The organism is Salmonella sp. SAL03688, from assembly GCF_046551895.1.
Classification (GTDB): domain Bacteria; phylum Pseudomonadota; class Gammaproteobacteria; order Enterobacterales; family Enterobacteriaceae; genus Salmonella; species Salmonella enterica.
Map to the genome: position 1 here is coordinate 142,838 of NZ_JBGDVI010000004.1, position 18,989 is coordinate 161,826.

The following is an 18,989-nucleotide window of genomic DNA, read 5'->3' on the forward strand; positions in this document are numbered from 1 at the left end:
GGATGGCGTGTAGCGATCCGGGCCTGAATTTCAGGCTGGATAAGTGAAACGCCATCCGGCGTTGTGCAGTAACAGGCTACCACTATGAAAATCGTAATTGCCCCCGACTCCTATAAAGAAAGCCTTTCTGCCGCCGAGGTAGCGCAGGCGATAGAAAAAGGATTTCGGGAAATTTTCCCCGATGCGCAATATGTCTCTGTTCCGGTTGCCGATGGCGGCGAAGGAACGGTCGAAGCCATGATTGCCGCGACGCAGGGCGTTGAACGCACCGCATGGGTGACCGGGCCGTTGGGTGAAAAAGTGAAAGCCTGCTGGGGAATGTCCGGGGATGGTAAAACCGCGTTTATTGAAATGGCGGCGGCCAGCGGACTGGCGCTGGTTCCACCAGAAAAACGCAACCCTTTGATTACTACCTCGCGGGGAACGGGGGAGCTGATATTGCAGGCGCTGGAAAGCGGCGCAAGCAATATCATTATCGGCATTGGCGGCAGCGCGACAAATGACGGCGGCGCAGGGATGATGCAGGCGTTAGGCGCAAAACTGCGCGATGCAAACGGCGCGGATATCGGTTACGGTGGCGGAAGCCTTCATTGTCTAAGCGACATTGATATTTCAGAGCTCGATCCCCGTTTAAAACTCTGCGCGATTCGTGTCGCTTGCGATGTCTCTAATCCTCTGATCGGCGACAACGGCGCATCACGAATTTTTGGGCCGCAGAAAGGCGCGACCGAAGAGAACATTGTTGAGCTGGACAGAAATCTTGCTCACTATGCCGACATCATAAAAAAATCGCTGAATGTCGACGTAAAGGCGGCGCCCGGCGCAGGCGCGGCAGGCGGTATGGGGGCGGCGTTAATGGCTTTTCTCGGTGCGGAATTACGCAGCGGGATCGAAATTGTCACGGCGGCACTGAACCTGGAGGAGCATATCCACGACTGTACGCTGGTGGTGACGGGAGAAGGGCGGATTGATAGCCAAAGTATTCGCGGTAAAGTGCCGATTGGCGTCGCGAATGTGGCGAAAAAATATCATAAGCCAGTGATTGGCATTGCCGGCAGCCTGACGCACGATGTAGGGATAGTGCATCACTATGGCATCGACGCTGTCTTTAGCGTACTCACGCGCATCGTGACGCTGGAGGAGGCTTTTCGGGGCGCTTTTGACAATATTTATCGGGCATCCAGAAATGTTGCTGCCGCTCTGGCGATAGGAATGCGCAGCGCAGGGTGACAAAGTCGCGCGAACCCTCTATACTGCGCGCCGAAGCTGACCAGACAGTCGCCGCTTCGTCGTCGTCCTTTCGGGGAGACGGGCGGAGGGGAGGAAAGTCCGGGCTCCATAGGGCAGGGTGCCAGGTAACGCCTGGGGGGGAAACCCACGACCAGTGCAACAGAGAGCAAACCGCCGATGGCCCACGTAAGTGGGATCAGGTAAGGGTGAAAGGGTGCGGTAAGAGCGCACCGCGCGGCTGGTAACAGTCCGTGGCACGGTAAACTCCACCCGGAGCAAGGCCAAATAGGGGTTCATAAGGTACGGCCCGTACTGAACCCGGGTAGGCTGCTTGAGCCAGTGAGCGATTGCTGGCCTAGATGAATGACTGTCCACGACAGAACCCGGCTTATCGGTCAGTTTCACTTCTTCATAAAACCCGCTTCGGCGGGTTTTTGCTTTTACAGGGCGACAGGATGAATGACTGTCCACGACGCTATACCCAAAAGAAAGCGGCTTATCGGTCAGCTTCACTTCTTCATAAAACCCGCTTCGGCGGGTTTATGCTTTTACCGGGCGGCAGGATGAATGGCTGTCCACGACGCTATACCCGAAAGAAAGCGGCTTATCGGTCAGTTTCACTTCTTCATAAAACCCGCTTCGGCGGGTTTTTGCTTTTACAGGGCGGCAGGATGAATGACTGTCCACGACGCTATGTCCAAAAGAAAGCGGCTTATCGGTCAGTTTCACCTCTTCATAAAACCCGCTTCGGCGGGTTTTTGCTTATCAGGCCGGTGAAGGGTATAGAGGTTGCAGAAGACGCCAGCGTCACCATCCGGCAATTAATTGACAGCCGTGGTGACATAATATTATTCGTTTTTGTGATGAGAAACACAAAACGCTATGGATTGCGCTCTTTTTAGTTGAAGTGAAAAGCAATCGATTTCTTTCACAAAATTACATCCTGAAAAACAGCAAGAAAGCGGTGTAAATTATTTGTTGTGAATGAAAATTAAATGTATGAAATATTTTGGTTAAAATTTTATTAAATGTTTCTTTACAAACAAATAAGGTAAAAAAATGTGACGCGTAACGGTTTTTAAGCGCATTTACCTTCGGTTTATACTTAAATTTGAGAAATTACGCTTTAAATTTAACGCTGGAATTGCCGATAAAATGTCCTGTAATTGATTGAAATATCGTCTTCATGGGATGTCGAAAATAGGAGATAAAATAGGCTGGTTATCGCCATAATATATCGTTATCCCGACCCTATTTTTTGATTGAAATCAGGCTAAGTTGCTGTTTTGTTTTTGTAACTTATTGAAGTAATTGGTTTTCTTTATTTAATAAAAACCATGTGAAAATTGCGGTAAGTTAATTTGTGAGTGGTCGCACATAACCTTTAAGATTTAATTTGCTACACTTCCTGCCGTTCACAATGTTATTTCAGAGCGGTAGATATGAATACTCTTGTTCTCCCTAAAACACAGCATTTGGTGGTCTTTCAGGAAGTCATTAGAAGTGGTTCTATCGGTTCTGCCGCAAAATCGTTAGGGTTAACCCAACCCGCCGTCAGTAAAATCATTAGCGATGTTGAGGCCTATTTTGGCGTTGAGCTAATTGTACGTAAAAATACCGGCGTTACGTTGACCGAAGCGGGACAGGTACTGCTTTCCTGGTCTGAATCTATCACCCGCGAAATGAAAAACATGATCAACGAGATGAACAGTATGACGTGCAATACCGTTGTCGACGTCTCGTTTGGTTTTCCTTCGCTGATTGGCTTTACCTTCATGTCCGATATGATTCATAAGTTCAAAGAGGTATTTCCAAAAGCGCAGGTATCCATGTACGAAGCCCAGCTCTCTTCATTCCTGCCGGCCCTGCGCGACGGGCGGCTGGACTTTGCTATCGGTACGCTCAGTAATGAAATGCAGCTACAGGATCTGCATGTCGAGCCGCTGTTTGAATCAGAGTTTGTCCTGGTAGCCAGCAAGTCCCGAACATGCACCGGCACCATCACACTGGAGTCGTTAAAAGACGAACAGTGGGTGTTGCCGCAAACGAATATGGGCTACTACAGCGAATTACTCACCACTCTACAACGAAATGGCATCAGCATCGAAAACATTGTTAAAACAGATTCCGTTGTCACAATATATAATCTTGTTCTCAATGCTGATTTCTTAACTGTTATTCCCTGCGATATGACCACGCCTTTTGGCTCTAATCAATTTATCACGATACCCATAAAAGACACGTTACCCGTCGCACGTTATGCGGCGGTATGGTCTAAAAATTATCGTATCAAAAAAGCCGCTTCAGTATTAGTAGAATTGGCTAAGCAATATTCATCATATAATGGATGCAGACGCAGGCAGTTAATAGAAATTAAATGATATGGAATAAACATATTTAGCGAAATTGACGTCACCTGTTTCTTTTGAACAGTGGGCAACGGTAACTTATTTTTAATACCCAGGTTAAGAGGTTATAATGCACATTACATACGATCTCCCGGTTGCAATTGAAGATATCCTCGAAGCGAAAAAAAGACTGGCGGGGAAGATATATAAAACGGGAATGCCTCGCTCTAACTATTTTAGTGAACGTTGCAAAGGCGAAATATTTCTCAAGTTTGAAAATATGCAGCGTACGGGTTCATTTAAAATTCGTGGCGCTTTTAACAAACTTAGCTCGTTAACGGAGGCGGAAAAACGTAAAGGCGTCGTGGCCTGTTCCGCAGGTAATCATGCACAGGGCGTTTCTCTTTCTTGCGCAATGCTGGGTATTGACGGCAAAGTCGTGATGCCGAAGGGCGCGCCAAAGTCAAAAGTGGCGGCCACCTGTGATTATTCGGCGGAAGTGGTGCTCCACGGTGACAACTTCAATGACACCATTGCTAAGGTGAGTGAAATTGTCGAAACCGAAGGTCGCATTTTTATTCCGCCTTACGACGATCCAAAAGTCATTGCCGGGCAGGGCACTATTGGTCTGGAAATTATGGAAGATCTGTACGATGTCGATAATGTCATCGTGCCTATTGGCGGCGGCGGTTTAATTGCAGGTATTGCCATTGCGATTAAATCGATTAACCCGACCATTAAAGTTATCGGCGTACAGGCCGAAAATGTTCACGGTATGGCGGCGTCTTATTACGCTGGCGAAATAACCACGCACCGAACGACCGGCACCCTGGCGGATGGTTGTGATGTCTCCCGCCCGGGTAATTTAACCTATGAAATTGTTCGTGAATTAGTCGATGACATTGTTCTGGTTAGCGAAGATGAAATTCGTAACAGCATGATCGCTTTAATTCAGCGCAATAAGGTTATTACTGAAGGCGCTGGCGCTCTGGCCTGCGCCGCACTATTAAGCGGGAAATTAGATAGCCATATTCAGAACAGAAAAACGGTCAGTATTATTTCTGGCGGCAATATCGATCTTTCTCGTGTATCACAAATTACGGGTTTAGTTGACGCTTAATCTTTTCGTGAGGATAGGATATGAGTACTACTGATAGCATTGTATCCAGCCAGGCAAAACAGTCGTCATGGCGTAAATCGGACACGACGTGGACGCTGGGTTTATTTGGTACCGCCATTGGCGCCGGGGTGCTGTTTTTCCCTATCCGCGCCGGGTTTGGCGGGCTTATCCCCATTCTGCTGATGCTGGTTTTAGCTTACCCCATTGCGTTCTATTGTCACCGGGCGCTGGCGCGTCTGTGTTTATCCGGATCTAATCCGTCCGGCAATATTACGGAAACGGTCGAAGAGCACTTTGGTAAAACGGGCGGGGTAGTTATCACGTTCCTTTACTTCTTTGCGATTTGTCCGCTGCTGTGGATTTATGGCGTCACCATCACTAACACGTTCATGACGTTTTGGGAAAACCAGTTGCAGATGCCAGCGTTGAATCGCGGTTTCGTGGCGCTGTTCTTGCTGCTGCTGATGGCCTTTGTGATCTGGTTTGGTAAAGATCTGATGGTTAAGGTGATGAGTTACCTGGTATGGCCGTTTATCGCCAGCCTGGTGCTAATCTCATTATCGCTGATTCCTTACTGGAACTCGGCGGTTATCGATCAGGTTGATCTCAGTAATATCGCGCTGACCGGGCACGATGGCATACTGGTTACGGTGTGGCTGGGCATCTCTATCATGGTGTTCTCCTTTAACTTTTCGCCCATCGTCTCTTCCTTCGTGGTGTCTAAGCGGGAAGAGTATGAGAAAGAGTTTGGCCGCGAATTTACCGAGCGTAAATGTTCACAGATCATCTCGCGCGCCAGTATGCTGATGGTCGCCGTGGTGATGTTCTTCGCCTTTAGCTGCCTGTTTACGCTCTCCCCGCAGAACATGGCGGATGCGAAAGCGCAGAACATTCCGGTACTTTCCTACCTGGCCAACCATTTCGCCTCTTTGTCGGGGACAAAATCTACTTTTGCAACGGTGCTGGAGTATGGCGCGTCTATCATCGCGCTGGTTGCTATTTTCAAATCTTTCTTCGGTCACTACCTGGGGACGCTGGAAGGGCTGAACGGCCTGGTGCTGAAATTCGGTTATAAAGGCGATAAAACCAAAGTCTCTATGGGCAAGCTTAATACCATCAGCATGATCTTCATTATGGGGTCTACCTGGGTCGTAGCTTACGCAAACCCGAACATTCTGGACCTGATTGAAGCGATGGGCGCGCCGATTATCGCCTCGCTGTTATGCCTGCTGCCGATGTACGCCATTCGTAAAGCGCCGTCGCTGGCGAAGTACCGTGGTCGTCTGGATAACGTGTTCGTCACCCTGATTGGTCTGCTGACCATCCTGAATATTGTCTACAAATTGTTCTAATCCTCACGTTTAGCCTGTGTTCCGCCCCAGGGCGCGGACGCAGGCTGACATCGACGGAGGCACTACATGAATGAATTTCCGGTCGTTCTGGTCATTAATTGCGGATCATCTTCTATCAAATTCTCTGTACTGGATGTCGCTACCTGTGATGTTTTAATGGCGGGAATAGCAGATGGAATGAATACTGAAAACGCCTTTTTATCTATTAATGGCGGTAAGCCGATACACCTCGCGCACTCTAATTATGAGGACGCGTTAAAAGCCATTGCCTTTGAGCTGGAAAAACGTGATTTAACGGATAGCGTGGCATTAATTGGTCACCGTATCGCGCACGGTGGAGAGCTATTTACACAGTCCGTCATTATTACCGATGAGATTATCGATAATATTCGTCGGGTATCACCTTTGGCGCCGCTGCATAATTACGCTAATTTAAGCGGCATTGACGCGGCGCGGCACCTTTTCCCGGCCGTGCGTCAGGTGGCGGTATTTGATACCAGTTTCCACCAGACGCTGGCGCCGGAAGCCTATTTGTACGGATTGCCGTGGGAGTATTTTTCCAGTCTGGGTGTGCGTCGCTACGGCTTTCACGGTACGTCGCATCGCTATGTTTCGCGGCGCGCGTATGAACTGCTTGACCTCGATGAAAAAAACTCAGGCCTGATTGTCGCGCATCTGGGCAATGGGGCGTCTATCTGCGCGGTACGCAATGGTCAGAGCGTGGATACCTCAATGGGGATGACGCCGCTTGAGGGGCTGATGATGGGTACTCGCAGCGGCGACGTTGATTTCGGCGCGATGGCGTGGATAGTCAAAGAAACCGGGCAGACGTTGAGCGATCTGGAGCGAGTGGTGAATAAAGAGTCCGGTTTGCTCGGCATCTCCGGGTTGTCATCCGACCTTAGAGTCCTGGAAAAAGCCTGGCACGAAGGACATGAGCGCGCCCGGTTAGCGATAAAAACATTTGTCCACCGTATCGCCCGTCATATTGCCGGACACGCGGCATCGTTACATCGGTTGGATGGCATTATTTTTACCGGCGGTATTGGTGAAAATTCAGTATTAATTCGCCAGTTGGTAATTGAACATTTGGGCGTACTGGGGCTTACGTTAGACGTTGAAATGAATAAGCAGCCGAATTCTCACGGCGAGCGCATTATTTCCGCTAACCCTTCTCAGGTTATTTGCGCTGTTATTCCCACGAATGAAGAGAAAATGATTGCCCTTGATGCCATTCATTTAGGCAACGTGAAAGCACCAGTGGAATTTGCATAACTTAACGGTTGTTCTGTAGAGAGATTATTTTTCATGAAGGTAAATATCGATACCAGCGATATGCTGTATGCCGAAGCATGGCGTGATTTTAAAGGTACGGACTGGAAAGAAGAAATTAATGTCCGTGATTTTATTCAGCATAACTATACGCCCTATGAGGGGGATGAATCTTTTCTCGCCGACGCGACGCCAGCGACCACGGCGCTGTGGGAAAAGGTGATGGCGGGAATACGTATCGAGAACGCGACCCATGCGCCGGTGGATTTCGATACCAACATCGCGACGACGATTACCGCGCACGATGCGGGATATATTGAAAAAGAGCTGGAAAAAATCGTCGGTTTACAAACGGATAAGCCGCTTAAACGCGCTTTGCATCCGTTTGGCGGCGTTAACATGATCAAAAGTTCATTCCACGCCTATGGCCGCGAAATGGACGCCGATTTTGAATATACCTTTACCGACCTGCGGAAAACCCATAATCAGGGCGTATTCGATGTTTACTCGCCGGATATGCTGCGCTGCCGTAAATCCGGCGTATTAACCGGTTTGCCGGATGGTTATGGTCGCGGGCGCATTATTGGCGATTATCGTCGTGTCGCGCTGTATGGCATCCGTTATCTGGTGCGCGAACGCGAGCTGCAATTCGCCGATCTGCAGTCGAATCTGGAGCAGGGACAGAATCTTGAGGCGACGATTCGCCTGCGTGAGGAGTTGGCGGAGCATCGTCGCGCGCTGCTGCAAATGCAGGAGATGGCGGCGAAATACGGCTACGATATCTCCCGCCCGGCGCGGAACGCGCAGGAAGCGGTACAGTGGCTCTACTTCGCTTATCTGGCGGCGGTAAAATCGCAAAATGGCGGTGCAATGTCGCTGGGAAGAACCGCCTCGTTCCTTGATATCTACATTGAGCGCGATTTCAACGCGGGCCTTCTGACAGAGCAGCAGGCGCAGGAACTGATCGACCATTTCATCATGAAGATCCGCATGGTGCGCTTCCTGCGCACGCCGGAATTTGATTCGCTCTTTTCCGGCGATCCGATCTGGGCCACCGAAGTTATTGGCGGGATGGGGCTTGATGGCCGCACGCTGGTGACGAAGAACTCTTTCCGTTATCTGCATACCCTGCACACGATGGGGCCAGCGCCGGAGCCGAACCTGACCATACTGTGGTCAGAAGCGTTGCCGGTGGCATTCAAGAAATATGCTGCGCAGGTCTCCATCGTGACCTCATCTTTGCAGTATGAAAACGACGATTTAATGCGTACCGACTTTAACAGCGACGATTATGCTATCGCTTGTTGCGTCAGCCCGATGGTCATCGGTAAGCAGATGCAGTTCTTCGGCGCGCGCGCCAACCTTGCCAAAACGTTGCTGTACGCTATCAATGGCGGCGTTGATGAGAAACTGAAAATCCAGGTCGGGCCGAAAACCGCGCCGTTAACGGATGAGGTGCTGGATTATGACGCAGTAATGGAGAGCCTCGACCATTTTATGGACTGGCTGGCGGTGCAGTACATTAGCGCGCTGAACATCATTCACTACATGCACGATAAGTACAGCTATGAAGCTTCGCTGATGGCGCTGCACGACCGTGATGTGTATCGGACGATGGCGTGCGGCATCGCCGGACTGTCGGTGGCGGCGGATTCCCTGTCCGCCATCAGGTACGCTCAGGTGAAGCCGATTCGCGACGAAAATGGCCTTGCCATCGACTTCGCTATTGAAGGCGAGTATCCGCAGTACGGCAACAACGATGAGCGCGTGGACAGCATCGCCTGCGACCTGGTGAAACGCTTTATGCAAAAAATTAGCGTGTTGCCGACGTATCGCAATGCGGTGCCGACGCAGTCCATTTTGACCATCACCTCGAACGTCGTGTACGGGCAGAAGACCGGCAATACGCCGGATGGACGCCGCGCCGGAACGCCATTCGCGCCGGGGGCGAACCCGATGCATGGTCGTGACCGCAAAGGGGCGGTAGCCTCGCTGACGTCGGTGGCGAAACTGCCGTTTACCTACGCCAAAGACGGTATTTCGTACACCTTCTCGATTGTGCCTGCGGCGCTCGGGAAAGAAGATGCGGTGCGGAAAACCAATCTTGTCGGCCTGCTGGACGGCTATTTCCATCATGAAGCACAGGTAGAAGGCGGGCAGCATCTGAACGTCAATGTCATGAACCGTGAAATGTTGCTGGATGCGATTGAACATCCGGAAAACTACCCGAACCTGACGATCCGCGTTTCCGGCTATGCCGTGCGCTTCAATGCGCTGACTCGTGAGCAGCAACAGGACGTTATTTCGCGCACCTTTACTCAGGCGATGTAACGTGAACGGGGCGATCGTGTGGATCGCCCCGCGACGGATCTTCACTGAACGGTAATCTTAGGGGGAGATATGATTAGCGCATTTGATATTTTTAAGATTGGCATTGGACCTTCAAGCTCCCATACCGTTGGGCCAATGAATGCAGGAAAATGTTTTATCGATCGGCTGATCGACAGCGGCGACCTGCCGCGAACGACTCGCATCACGGTTGATCTTTACGGATCGCTATCGCTGACGGGCAAAGGCCACGCGACCGATACCGCCATCATTATGGGCCTGGCGGGCAATACGCCGCAGGATGTCAATATTGATAGCATTCCGGCGTTTATCCAGGAGGTTGCCCGCAGCAGCCGTTTATCGGTGGCGGGTGGCGCGCATGTGGTGGATTTTCCCGTCGCCGACAGTATTCTCTTTCACGCTGAAACCCTGGCGCGCCATGAAAACGGTATGCGAATTACCGCCTGGAACGGACAAACGCCGCTTTTGCACAAAACGTATTACTCTATTGGCGGCGGCTTTATTGTCGAAGAGGAACGCTTTGGTCAGTCGCACGACGTAGAAAAATCGGTGCCGTATGATTTTCATTCCGCCAGCGAACTGCTGACGCTGTGTGAAAGACAGGGGCTCTCGGTTTCCGGCCTGATGATGCAAAATGAACTGGCGTTGCGGAGCAAAGAGCAGATTGACGCTGGCTTTGCCCGCATCTGGCAGGTGATGGCGACCGGAATTGAACGTGGCATGAATACTGAGGGCGTGCTGCCGGGGCCGCTGAACGTCCCACGCCGCGCGGTAGCGTTACGGCGTCTGCTGGTCTCCAGCGATAATCTCTCCCGCGATCCGATGAACGTCATTGACTGGATTAACATGTTCGCCCTGGCCGTGAGCGAAGAGAACGCGGCGGGCGGGCGAGTGGTCACCGCGCCGACCAACGGCGCGTGCGGCATTATTCCTGCGGTGCTGGCCTATTACGACAAATTCCGTCGTCCGGTCAATGCCAACTCTATCGCCCGTTATCTGTTGTCGGCGGGGGCGATTGGCATGCTGTACAAGATGAACGCCTCGATATCCGGCGCGGAAGTGGGGTGTCAGGGCGAGGTTGGCGTCGCGTGTTCGATGGCGGCGGCGGGGCTGACAGAACTGCTGGGCGGTAGCCCGGCGCAGGTCTGTATTGCGGCGGAAATTGCGATGGAGCATAACCTTGGCCTCACCTGTGACCCGGTGGCGGGTCAGGTGCAAATCCCTTGTATTGAACGTAATGCGATTAACGCCGTTAAAGCGGTAAATGCGGCGCGAATGGCGCTACGCCGTACCTCTGAGCCGCGGGTTTCGCTCGATAAAGTGATCGAAACCATGTACGAAACGGGTAAAGACATGAACGACAAATATCGCGAGACGTCGCGCGGCGGTCTGGCGATTAAAGTCGTTTGTGGATAGGCCCGACAGGCGCAGAGTGAGTAGGCTATGGGATAACGCAGAAGACAGAAGCTGAGAAAAGGGCGCACCAATGTGCGCCCTTTTTTGTTGTGATGTGCGTCAAATAGAGAAAATAACAACATTAAACCAATAGTAAATAGAAAAGAATTCTTAACCCACAAGAAATGCAGGTGTTTTATTGGTAAGTTTTTCTCTTATCGTGCGCGTATGATTTTCTTATTACAAGAAAGTACCTGCACCTCACGTTCTGCATATCGCCTTGCTGCGGCACGAAAAATAAAAAAAACCTCTACCTACACATTGAGCGAGAATTTTATGGAATCGGCTAGTAATACCAGCGTAATCCTCGACGCATCAGCCCCGGCGCGTCGGGCAGGGATGACAGAAAGCGAATGGCGTGAAGCCATCAAATTTGATAGTACCGACACCGGTTGGGTCATTATGAGTATCGGGATGGCGATCGGCGCAGGAATCGTTTTTCTTCCTGTCCAGGTTGGCCTGATGGGACTTTGGGTCTTTTTACTCTCTTCTATTATTGGCTATCCGGCCATGTACCTGTTCCAGCGGCTGTTTATTAATACGCTGGCGGAATCCCCGGAATGTAAAGACTACCCCAGCGTGATCAGCGGCTATCTGGGCAAAAACTGGGGTATTTTATTAGGCGCGCTGTACTTTGTAATGCTCGTCATCTGGATGTTCGTCTATTCTACGGCGATTACTAACGACAGCGCCTCTTATCTGCATACTTTCGGCGTAACGGAAGGATTACTTTCCGATAGTCCGTTTTATGGTCTGGTGCTGATCTGCATCCTGGTGGCGATTTCCTCACGCGGTGAAAAATTACTGTTCAAAATTTCCACCGGCATGGTGCTGACCAAGCTACTGGTAGTAGCGGCGCTGGGCGTCTCCATGGTGGGTATGTGGCATCTGTATAACATTGGCGCGCTGCCGCCGATGGCCCTGCTGATTAAAAACGCCATTATTACCCTGCCATTTACGCTGACCTCGATTTTATTTATCCAGACGTTAAGCCCAATGGTGATCTCTTACCGTTCACGCGAAAAATCTATTGAGGTCGCACGTCATAAAGCGTTGCGCGCCATGAATATCGCGTTTGGCGTCCTGTTCGTTACCGTCTTTTTCTATGCGGTTTCCTTCACCCTGGCGATGGGGCATGACGAAGCGGTGAAAGCCTACGAGCAGAATATTTCCGCCCTGGCGATCGCCGCGCAGTTTATTAGCGGCGATGGCGCTGGCTGGGTCAAAGTGGTTAGCGTAATTCTGAACATCTTTGCCGTCATGACCGCCTTCTTTGGCGTTTACTTAGGATTCCGCGAAGCGACGCAAGGCATTGTGATGAATATCCTGCGCCGCAAAATGCCCGCCGAGAAGATTAAGGAAAATCTGGTACAGCGCGGCATTATGATTTTCGCTATTTTGCTGGCCTGGAGCGCCATTGTGCTCAACGCGCCGGTACTGAGCTTCACCTCTATTTGTAGCCCTATCTTCGGTATGGTGGGCTGTTTAATTCCGGCATGGTTGGTCTACAAGGTTCCCGCATTGCACAAATATAAAGGCGCTTCGTTGTACCTGATTATTATTACCGGTCTGCTGCTATGCGTTTCTCCGTTCTTGGCATTCTCTTGATATACCTGAGATTAAGGTTGTTGTTATGTTTGAATCTAAAATAAATCCATTGTGGCAAAGTTTTATCCTGGCCGTACAGGAAGAAGTAAAACCGGCGCTGGGGTGTACTGAGCCAATTTCACTGGCGCTGGCGGCAGCGGCGGCGGCGGCTGAACTTGACGGCACAGTTGAACGCATTGACGCGTGGGTTTCGCCTAATCTGATGAAAAATGGTATGGGCGTTACCGTTCCAGGAACGGGAATGGTAGGGCTACCGATCGCCGCGGCGCTTGGCGCGTTGGGCGGTGATGCGAAAGCCGGGTTGGAGGTGTTAAAAGACGCTTCCGCTAAAGCCGTTGCCAATGCAAAAGCGATGCTGGCCGCCGGACATGTCGCAGTGATGTTGCAGGAGCCATGTAACGATATCCTGTTTTCACGGGCGAAAGTGTATAGCGGCAATAGCTGGGCATGTGTCACGATCGTCGGCGATCATACAAACATTGTGCGGATAGAAACCGACAAGGGCGTGGTATTTACCCAGGCCGATAATGCGCAGGAAGAAGAAAAAACCTCGCCGCTGGGAGTGCTGTCTCATACCTCGCTGGAAGAGATCCTGGCGTTTGTGAATGCGGTGCCCTTTGACGCTATCCGCTTTATTCTGGATGCGGCCAGGCTAAACGGCGCGTTGTCGCAGGAGGGACTGCGTGGTTCCTGGGGGCTGCATATCGGTTCGACGCTGGCCAAACAGTGCGATCGCGGTCTGCTGGCGAAAGATCTCTCCACGGCGATTTTGATCCGTACCAGCGCGGCGTCAGACGCCAGAATGGGCGGCGCCACGTTGCCCGCGATGAGCAACTCCGGCTCCGGCAACCAGGGGATTACCGCCACGGTGCCAGTCATGGTGGTTGCTGAACATGTCGGCGCCGATGACGAACGCCTGGCGCGCGCGCTAATGTTATCGCATTTGAGCGCTATCTATATTCACCATCAGCTTCCGCGTTTGTCGGCGCTGTGCGCGGCAACTACGGCGGCGATGGGCGCGGCGGCGGGTATGGCGTGGCTGATAGATGGTCGTTATGACACTATCGCAATGGCTATCAGCAGCATGATCGGCGATGTCAGTGGGATGATTTGCGATGGCGCGTCGAATAGCTGTGCGATGAAAGTCTCTACCAGCGCGTCGGCGGCGTGGAAAGCCGTACTGATGGCGTTGGACGATACGGCGGTGACCGGAAACGAAGGGATTGTGGCGCACAATGTCGAACAATCTATTGCGAATTTGTGTTCGCTGGCGTGTCGCTCAATGCAGCAGACAGACAAGCAGATCATCGAGATTATGGCCAGTAAAGCGCATTAATAATAACGCCCCGGCATGTCGTCGGGGCAGCGTGTTGCCCGATGGCGCTGCGCTTATCGGGTCTACCCGTTATCAGCCGGATCGGGCGCTTGCGTCGCCATCCGGCATGATTTCAGGCTGCGGCCTCTTCTTCTGCCAGCCGGGCTTCGGCGTCCGCCACGATGGCTTCCAGTTCGGTTAGCATCTCTTCATAGCCCAGCGGCACAGTGGCGCTCATCGTCTCCTGTACGGCAGGTTTTACCACGGGCTGACGTTTCTTCGCCGATTTTTTGCTCATCTTGTGACTCCTTTTCTGGCTGGCTACACCGGTAAATCTACCAGTAATGCGCGCAGCGGCGTATCGGCAACCAGCGTAATGTTAGGTTCATCACGAATAAATGCGCCATCTCCGCAGGTTAACGCCTCGCGTTCTTCGTTGTGCGTCATCGCGTGGAACGTACCGTGAATCGACTGCAAATAGGCGCGCGGCCCGTGAAGCTGGAAATTAAGCGATTCGCCTTTCTCCAGCGTAATATGATGTACCCAGACCTGTTGGCGCAGTTGTAAGCTGTTTTGCTCACCGTCGGGCGAGGCAAGAAGCTGTTGTTGCGCCGCCAGGAGTGGGATTTTTTGTACCAGCGTGTTTTCCCGTTCAGGACAGGCGTCAAGCCACAGTTGCATTCGGGTTAACGGCTTAACTTTGCTGAGATTATGTTCGCTGTAGCTAATGCCCGGCTGCGCGGCGAGCAGTAACGCTTCGCCCGCTTTAGCCTGTACATGGTTGCCGTCGCTGTCGCGGTATTCCGCTTCGCCGTCCAGAATCAGGTTTAAAATATCCACCTTTGGATAAGTTCGAGGCTGAAAAGAGGCGCCCGGCGCCAGCACTTCCTGGTTCAGTACGCGCAACGACGCGTAGCCCAGCAGTGTAGGGTCGAAGTAGTGTCCAAAGGAGAAGGTATAGCGGGCCTGTAGCCATCCGTAGTCTGCCTGTCCACATTGTTTGGCGGTTCGGGTCGTAATCATCGTTATTAACCTCTCTTTACTTCCTTTTATGTTAAGGGGCTGGACGCTGCATTGTTAGCCAGATATTCTGCCCGGTATGTTCAAATTTCCTGAATGAGAACGTTATGGCTAAAGAGAGAGCGCTGACGCTTGAAGCATTGCGTGTGATGGACGCCATTGACCGCCGGGGCAGTTTTGCTGCAGCGGCTGATGAGTTGGGGCGGGTGCCCTCCGCGCTGAGTTACACCATGCAGAAGCTGGAAGAAGAGTTGGACGTTGTACTGTTCGATCGCTCCGGCCATCGTACAAAATTCACCAACGTCGGACGTATGCTGCTGGAACGCGGGCGGGTATTGCTGGAAGCGGCAGACAAGTTAACGACGGATGCTGAAGCGTTGGCCCGCGGTTGGGAAACGCATCTGACGCTGGTCACTGAAGCTCTGGTACCGACGCCTGCTTTTTTTCCACTGATCGACCGGCTGGCCGCTAAAGCCAATACGCAGCTTTCATTGATTACCGAAGTACTGGCTGGCGCATGGGAGCGGCTTGAGCAGGGACGGGCGGATATCGTTATCGCCCCGGATATGCATTTTCGATCGTCGTCGGAAATTAACTCCCGTAAGTTGTATACGTTAATGAATGTGTATGTCGCCGCGCCTGACCACCCTATTCATCAGGAGCCGGAGCCGCTTTCGGAAGTGACGCGGGTTAAATACCGCGGCGTAGCGGTAGCGGATACCGCGCGCGAGCGGCCAGTATTAACGGTGCAACTGCTGGATAAGCAGCCACGTCTGACGGTAAGCACGATTGAAGATAAACGTCAGGCGCTGCTGGCCGGGCTTGGCGTCGCGACCATGCCATATTCGATGGTGGAACAGGATATTGCCGAAGGGCGGCTACGCGTGGTCAGCCCGGAATCGACCAGCGAAATCGATATTATTATGGCCTGGCGGCGCGACAGTATGGGGGAGGCAAAAGCCTGGTGCCTGCGGGAAATACCTAAGCTATTCGCCGGAAAATAAATAGCGCGCGGCGCTTTAAAAGCGGCGCCGCGCCGCCATCAGGAAAAACGTTTCGGATCGGGGCCGAAGCGGTTGTCGCCCGGCGTACCATTCTGGCAGTTGAACGCGATGATGATAAGCCAGCCGATAATGGGGATAAGTAGCAACAGTAGCCACCATGCGGAGCGGTCAGTGTCATGCAGACGACGGAACTGCACGGCCCACCACGGTAAAAAGATCAGAACGCCGTAAATGGTGGTCAGAACGCCTTCACCCCCGGCGCGTTGCCAGCCAAGCATGGCGTCCAGCAGGCCCAACACAAAGGTAAAGATGATATTGACCAGAATAAACATCCAGTACTCTTTGCGTCGCGCGCGGCCGCCAAATCCCAGATAATTTTTTAAAACCTTTAAATACCAATCCATTTTCGCCTCAATAATGGTTCAATCACTTGTTTTTAAAGTAATCAAACTAAGAATAGCCGCGAATGAAATGTTGGTAAATATTTGTGGTATTTATTAATAAGGCGTCCCGGAGGACGCCTGAAATTAGCCAAAGCGCACGTCGCGCCCGTGAGGTTCGAGCAGATCCTGCCACGGTCCGACAGAAATGATACCCGTGGGGTTAATCGTTTTATGGCTACGGAAATAGTGGTGACGAATATGGTCAAGATTAACGGTTTCAGCAATGCCCGGTATTTGATAGATATCGCGCAGGAAACCGTACAGATTCAGGTAGTCGCTGATTCGGTATTTGTCGCATTTGAAATGAGTCACGTAAACCGGATCAAAGCGTACCAGGGTCGTCCATAAGCGGATATCCGCCTCGGTCAACTGGTCGCCCGTCAGATAGCGGTGCTGTCCGAGAATCTGCTCCAGGCGCGCCAGCGCAGTAAACACCTTTTCTACCGCTTCATCATACGCTTGCTGGCTGGTGGCGAAGCCTGCTTTATAAACGCCGTTATTAACGTTGTCATAAATCCAGCCGTTTAACTCGTCAATTTTGCTTTGCAGCGCGGGGGGATAGTAATCCCCGGCTTTAGCGCCCAGCCCATCGAAGGCGGAGTTAAACATACGAATGATTTCGGCGGACTCGTTGCTGACGATAGTATGATTTTTTTTATCCCATAAGACCGGTACGGTGACGCGGCCGCTGTAGTGTGGATCGGCGTGCAGATACAACTGGTAGAGAAATTCATGCTGATAGAGGGTATCGCCGGTGGCCGCCGGAAAAGTATCATCAAACGTCCAGCCGTTTTCCAGCATCAATGGATTCACGACGGAAACCGGAATAAACGGCTCCAGACCTTTCAGTTTACGGAAAATGAGCGTGCGATGCGCCCAGGGGCAGGCAAGGGAAACGTACAGATGGTAACGATCTTTTTCTGCGGCGAATCCGCCTTCGCCGGAAGGTCCGGGCGCGCCGTCAGCGGTAAGCCAGTTGCGGAAAGCCGACGCTGAACGCTGAAATTTCCCCCCGGAAGATTTGGTGTCATACCAGGTGTCGTGCCAGACGCCATCGATCAGTTGTCCCATGTCTCTCTCCTTCAGATGACAAAAGCGAGGCGCTATTCCCTCGCTTTTTTAATTGAGTATAGATTGCTTACCACTTTTTATTCAGCAGACGGTCAAGGCTGAACGCGCCAGGCCCGGTTAACGCCAGTAATAAGAATCCGCCGGCAATGGTCAGGTTTTTCATAAACATCAGCGAGTTTACACCTTCTGCAAAATTGCTATGGAAGATCAATGCCGTCAGCAACGTAAAACCAGCGGTGAAAAGCGCAGTGGTGCGGGTGAGGAACCCCAGCAGAATCGCCAGACCGCCGCCGAACTCAAGCAGTATGGTGAGCGGCAGCAGGAATCCTGGTACGCCCATCGCTTCCATATACTGTTGTGTGCCCGCATAGCCGCTAATTTTTCCCCATCCTGCGGTAATAAACAGAACTGGCATTAAAATACGCGCTATCAGTACACCAACATCTTCTAATTTTTTCATTTTATTCTCCAGGAGGCCGATTCGGCGGCTGCTGCTATTTTCATGAGCAATGGCGCGGTTTAGCGCGTCATTGTTATCGCTGGAGAGAATCATAAACGTGGCGTACAGGAATTGTTAGCAAGGAAAATTGCCAAATTTTTTCAAAAAATTTGAGTAATTGATAAAGGGACGATATGCATAAAAGTATCGCGCCACCAGGTGTAATCGGGCGATAACCTGATGGCGCGATGCTATAAAAGAAAAGATATTAACCGCGGAGCTGTTGTTGACGGAGGGTAGTTTTTACCAGGCGCCAGGCGCTCCAGATACCCAGGCCGCGTTTCGCCCAGCGTACCAACATATTAGGATGACGGATGGTCCAGATGGCCATTACGCTGCTACCGACCAGCGCCCAGGAGCGCAGGCTTAACACCGTATTCCAGCCGCGATCGTACGCGCCGGTGGTCTCCAGCCAGTCGCGACGGCTGGCGGACAGATCCAGCCGTTGCTGCTGGATCTGACTGAGAAGCAGCGCTTTACGTTTTTCGCGTTCGCCTTTGCTGCTCACGACTGATCGTCCTCCAGAATTTGCCGATCGTTAGCCAGTTCGTGCCGCGTATGGCGCAATAGCGTGGACTGACGCGCTTTGCGCAAAGTCCAGATGCCGCCGATTAGCGCAAGCACTAACAGCACAACTGTGGTAGCGATCATCGCGTTCAAACGGTACTGAGGATCGATAGCCCAGATGACCAGAACCATCAGGCTCATTAAGCCAAACGCCGCGAAGAGCATGGTAAGACCTACCATCAGCAAAAGCTGAAAGAGGTTCGCTTTCTCTTCTTCCAGTTCTACTACCGCCAGTCGCAGCCGGGTTTCCACCATCTCAACGATAATGGTGACAATCCGCTGCCCGATACCCAGTACGCTTTTGCCTGGTCCTTGTGCCTGTCGAGAGTCCGCCAT

Annotated in this window: 18 protein-coding genes and 1 other RNA gene; 12 read left to right on the top strand and 7 right to left on the bottom strand. The window is 51.8% G+C overall.

The genetic code is table 11. From position 1 onward, the window contains the following. Window positions 1–84: 84 nt before the first annotated feature. From garK to ACLJR2_RS05745, 11 genes are all read left to right on the top strand, one after another. Window positions 85–1,230, top strand: coding sequence for a glycerate 2-kinase (gene garK / locus ACLJR2_RS05695; RefSeq protein WP_000706464.1), 1,146 nt, complete (start codon window positions 85–87; stop codon window positions 1,228–1,230). 32 nt (window positions 1,231–1,262) lie between these two features. Continuing rightward, window positions 1,263–1,637, top strand: an RNA gene (gene rnpB / locus ACLJR2_RS05700) — RNase P RNA component class A. 48 nt (window positions 1,638–1,685) lie between these two features. Further along, window positions 1,686–2,132 (top strand): hypothetical protein, encoded by a 447-nt coding sequence (locus tag ACLJR2_RS05705; protein WP_159420106.1) that lies wholly within the window; start codon window positions 1,686–1,688, stop codon window positions 2,130–2,132. Between the two features lie 540 nt (window positions 2,133–2,672). Further along, window positions 2,673–3,611 (top strand): transcriptional regulator TdcA, encoded by a 939-nt coding sequence (gene tdcA, locus ACLJR2_RS05710; protein ID WP_001534138.1) that lies wholly within the window; start codon window positions 2,673–2,675, stop codon window positions 3,609–3,611. Between the two features lie 97 nt (window positions 3,612–3,708). Then, window positions 3,709–4,698, top strand: a complete 990-nt coding sequence (gene tdcB, locus ACLJR2_RS05715) for a bifunctional threonine ammonia-lyase/L-serine ammonia-lyase TdcB (protein WP_000548368.1) — start codon at window positions 3,709–3,711, stop codon at window positions 4,696–4,698. Between the two features lie 20 nt (window positions 4,699–4,718). Further along, window positions 4,719–6,050: a threonine/serine transporter TdcC gene (gene tdcC, locus ACLJR2_RS05720; RefSeq protein ID WP_000108129.1), complete on the top strand. Its 1,332-nt coding sequence runs from the start codon at window positions 4,719–4,721 to the stop codon at window positions 6,048–6,050. Between the two features lie 66 nt (window positions 6,051–6,116). Then, entirely contained in the window at window positions 6,117–7,325 is a 1,209-nt protein-coding gene (gene tdcD, locus ACLJR2_RS05725) for a propionate kinase (RefSeq protein WP_001534171.1), read from the top strand. Between the two features lie 33 nt (window positions 7,326–7,358). Further along, on the top strand, window positions 7,359–9,653 hold the full coding sequence (pflB, locus tag ACLJR2_RS05730; RefSeq protein WP_000867323.1) for a formate C-acetyltransferase: 2,295 nt from the start codon (window positions 7,359–7,361) through the stop codon (window positions 9,651–9,653). A gap of 69 nt (window positions 9,654–9,722) precedes the next feature. Further along, on the top strand, window positions 9,723–11,087 hold the full coding sequence (tdcG, locus tag ACLJR2_RS05735; protein ID WP_000622077.1) for an L-serine ammonia-lyase: 1,365 nt from the start codon (window positions 9,723–9,725) through the stop codon (window positions 11,085–11,087). A 315-nt stretch (window positions 11,088–11,402) separates the two neighbouring features. Further along, window positions 11,403–12,734: an amino acid permease gene (locus ACLJR2_RS05740; protein WP_000443189.1), complete on the top strand. Its 1,332-nt coding sequence runs from the start codon at window positions 11,403–11,405 to the stop codon at window positions 12,732–12,734. A 25-nt stretch (window positions 12,735–12,759) separates the two neighbouring features. Beyond that, the gene (locus tag ACLJR2_RS05745; RefSeq protein WP_000463081.1) at window positions 12,760–14,070 is read left to right on the top strand and encodes a serine dehydratase subunit alpha family protein; all 1,311 of its coding nucleotides are present in this window, start codon (window positions 12,760–12,762) and stop codon (window positions 14,068–14,070) included. Window positions 14,071–14,182: 112 nt separating this feature from the next. Here ACLJR2_RS05745 and ACLJR2_RS05750 read toward each other — a convergent pair whose 3' ends face one another. After that, window positions 14,183–14,347, bottom strand: coding sequence for a hypothetical protein (locus tag ACLJR2_RS05750; protein WP_000039327.1), 165 nt, complete (start codon window positions 14,345–14,347; stop codon window positions 14,183–14,185). Between the two features lie 23 nt (window positions 14,348–14,370). After that, a complete protein-coding gene (locus tag ACLJR2_RS05755) occupies window positions 14,371–15,072 on the bottom strand; it encodes a pirin family protein (RefSeq protein ID WP_000633554.1) in 702 nt (233 codons plus the stop codon). Window positions 15,073–15,176: 104 nt separating this feature from the next. On the opposite strand from ACLJR2_RS05755, the gene yhaJ reads away from it, so the two are divergent. Beyond that, window positions 15,177–16,073 carry a DNA-binding transcriptional regulator YhaJ gene (gene yhaJ, locus ACLJR2_RS05760; RefSeq protein WP_001041026.1) on the top strand — a complete coding sequence of 299 codons (897 nt, stop codon included), beginning with the start codon at window positions 15,177–15,179 and terminating at the stop codon, window positions 16,071–16,073. A 38-nt stretch (window positions 16,074–16,111) separates the two neighbouring features. Here yhaJ and ACLJR2_RS05765 read toward each other — a convergent pair whose 3' ends face one another. The 5 genes from ACLJR2_RS05765 to ACLJR2_RS05785 form a co-directional block, all read right to left on the bottom strand. After that, entirely contained in the window at window positions 16,112–16,477 is a 366-nt protein-coding gene (locus ACLJR2_RS05765) for a DUF805 domain-containing protein (protein ID WP_000384139.1), read from the bottom strand. Window positions 16,478–16,600: 123 nt separating this feature from the next. Next, window positions 16,601–17,587 (bottom strand): glutathione S-transferase family protein, encoded by a 987-nt coding sequence (locus tag ACLJR2_RS05770; protein WP_000531163.1) that lies wholly within the window; start codon window positions 17,585–17,587, stop codon window positions 16,601–16,603. Window positions 17,588–17,654: 67 nt separating this feature from the next. Beyond that, complete coding sequence (locus ACLJR2_RS05775) at window positions 17,655–18,047, bottom strand: DoxX family protein (RefSeq protein ID WP_001592732.1); 393 nt, start codon at window positions 18,045–18,047, stop codon at window positions 17,655–17,657. A 247-nt stretch (window positions 18,048–18,294) separates the two neighbouring features. Next, window positions 18,295–18,594, bottom strand: coding sequence for a YqjK-like family protein (locus tag ACLJR2_RS05780; protein ID WP_000095496.1), 300 nt, complete (start codon window positions 18,592–18,594; stop codon window positions 18,295–18,297). Continuing rightward, window positions 18,591–18,989, bottom strand: coding sequence for a phage holin family protein (locus tag ACLJR2_RS05785; protein WP_000785626.1), 399 nt, complete (start codon window positions 18,987–18,989; stop codon window positions 18,591–18,593). Before ACLJR2_RS05785 ends, ACLJR2_RS05780 begins: the two co-directional genes overlap by 4 nt.

Excerpts from the sequence above, each read along its gene's own strand:
- garK (WP_000706464.1), top strand. The coding sequence starts at position 85 with ATGAAAATCGTAATTGCCCCCGACTCCTATAAAGAAAGCCTTTCTGCC.
- ACLJR2_RS05705 (WP_159420106.1), top strand. The coding sequence starts at position 1,686 with ATGAATGACTGTCCACGACGCTATACCCAAAAGAAAGCGGCTTATCGG.
- tdcA (WP_001534138.1), top strand. The coding sequence starts at position 2,673 with ATGAATACTCTTGTTCTCCCTAAAACACAGCATTTGGTGGTCTTTCAG.
- tdcB (WP_000548368.1), top strand. The coding sequence starts at position 3,709 with ATGCACATTACATACGATCTCCCGGTTGCAATTGAAGATATCCTCGAA.
- tdcC (WP_000108129.1), top strand. The coding sequence starts at position 4,719 with ATGAGTACTACTGATAGCATTGTATCCAGCCAGGCAAAACAGTCGTCA.
- tdcD (WP_001534171.1), top strand. The coding sequence starts at position 6,117 with ATGAATGAATTTCCGGTCGTTCTGGTCATTAATTGCGGATCATCTTCT.
- pflB (WP_000867323.1), top strand. The coding sequence starts at position 7,359 with ATGAAGGTAAATATCGATACCAGCGATATGCTGTATGCCGAAGCATGG.
- tdcG (WP_000622077.1), top strand. The coding sequence starts at position 9,723 with ATGATTAGCGCATTTGATATTTTTAAGATTGGCATTGGACCTTCAAGC.
- ACLJR2_RS05740 (WP_000443189.1), top strand. The coding sequence starts at position 11,403 with ATGGAATCGGCTAGTAATACCAGCGTAATCCTCGACGCATCAGCCCCG.
- ACLJR2_RS05745 (WP_000463081.1), top strand. The coding sequence starts at position 12,760 with ATGTTTGAATCTAAAATAAATCCATTGTGGCAAAGTTTTATCCTGGCC.
- ACLJR2_RS05750 (WP_000039327.1), bottom strand. The coding sequence starts at position 14,347 with ATGAGCAAAAAATCGGCGAAGAAACGTCAGCCCGTGGTAAAACCTGCC.
- ACLJR2_RS05755 (WP_000633554.1), bottom strand. The coding sequence starts at position 15,072 with ATGATTACGACCCGAACCGCCAAACAATGTGGACAGGCAGACTACGGA.
- yhaJ (WP_001041026.1), top strand. The coding sequence starts at position 15,177 with ATGGCTAAAGAGAGAGCGCTGACGCTTGAAGCATTGCGTGTGATGGAC.
- ACLJR2_RS05765 (WP_000384139.1), bottom strand. The coding sequence starts at position 16,477 with ATGGATTGGTATTTAAAGGTTTTAAAAAATTATCTGGGATTTGGCGGC.
- ACLJR2_RS05770 (WP_000531163.1), bottom strand. The coding sequence starts at position 17,587 with ATGGGACAACTGATCGATGGCGTCTGGCACGACACCTGGTATGACACC.
- ACLJR2_RS05775 (WP_001592732.1), bottom strand. The coding sequence starts at position 18,047 with ATGAAAAAATTAGAAGATGTTGGTGTACTGATAGCGCGTATTTTAATG.
- ACLJR2_RS05785 (WP_000785626.1), bottom strand. The coding sequence starts at position 18,989 with ATGGCGGACTCTCGACAGGCACAAGGACCAGGCAAAAGCGTACTGGGT.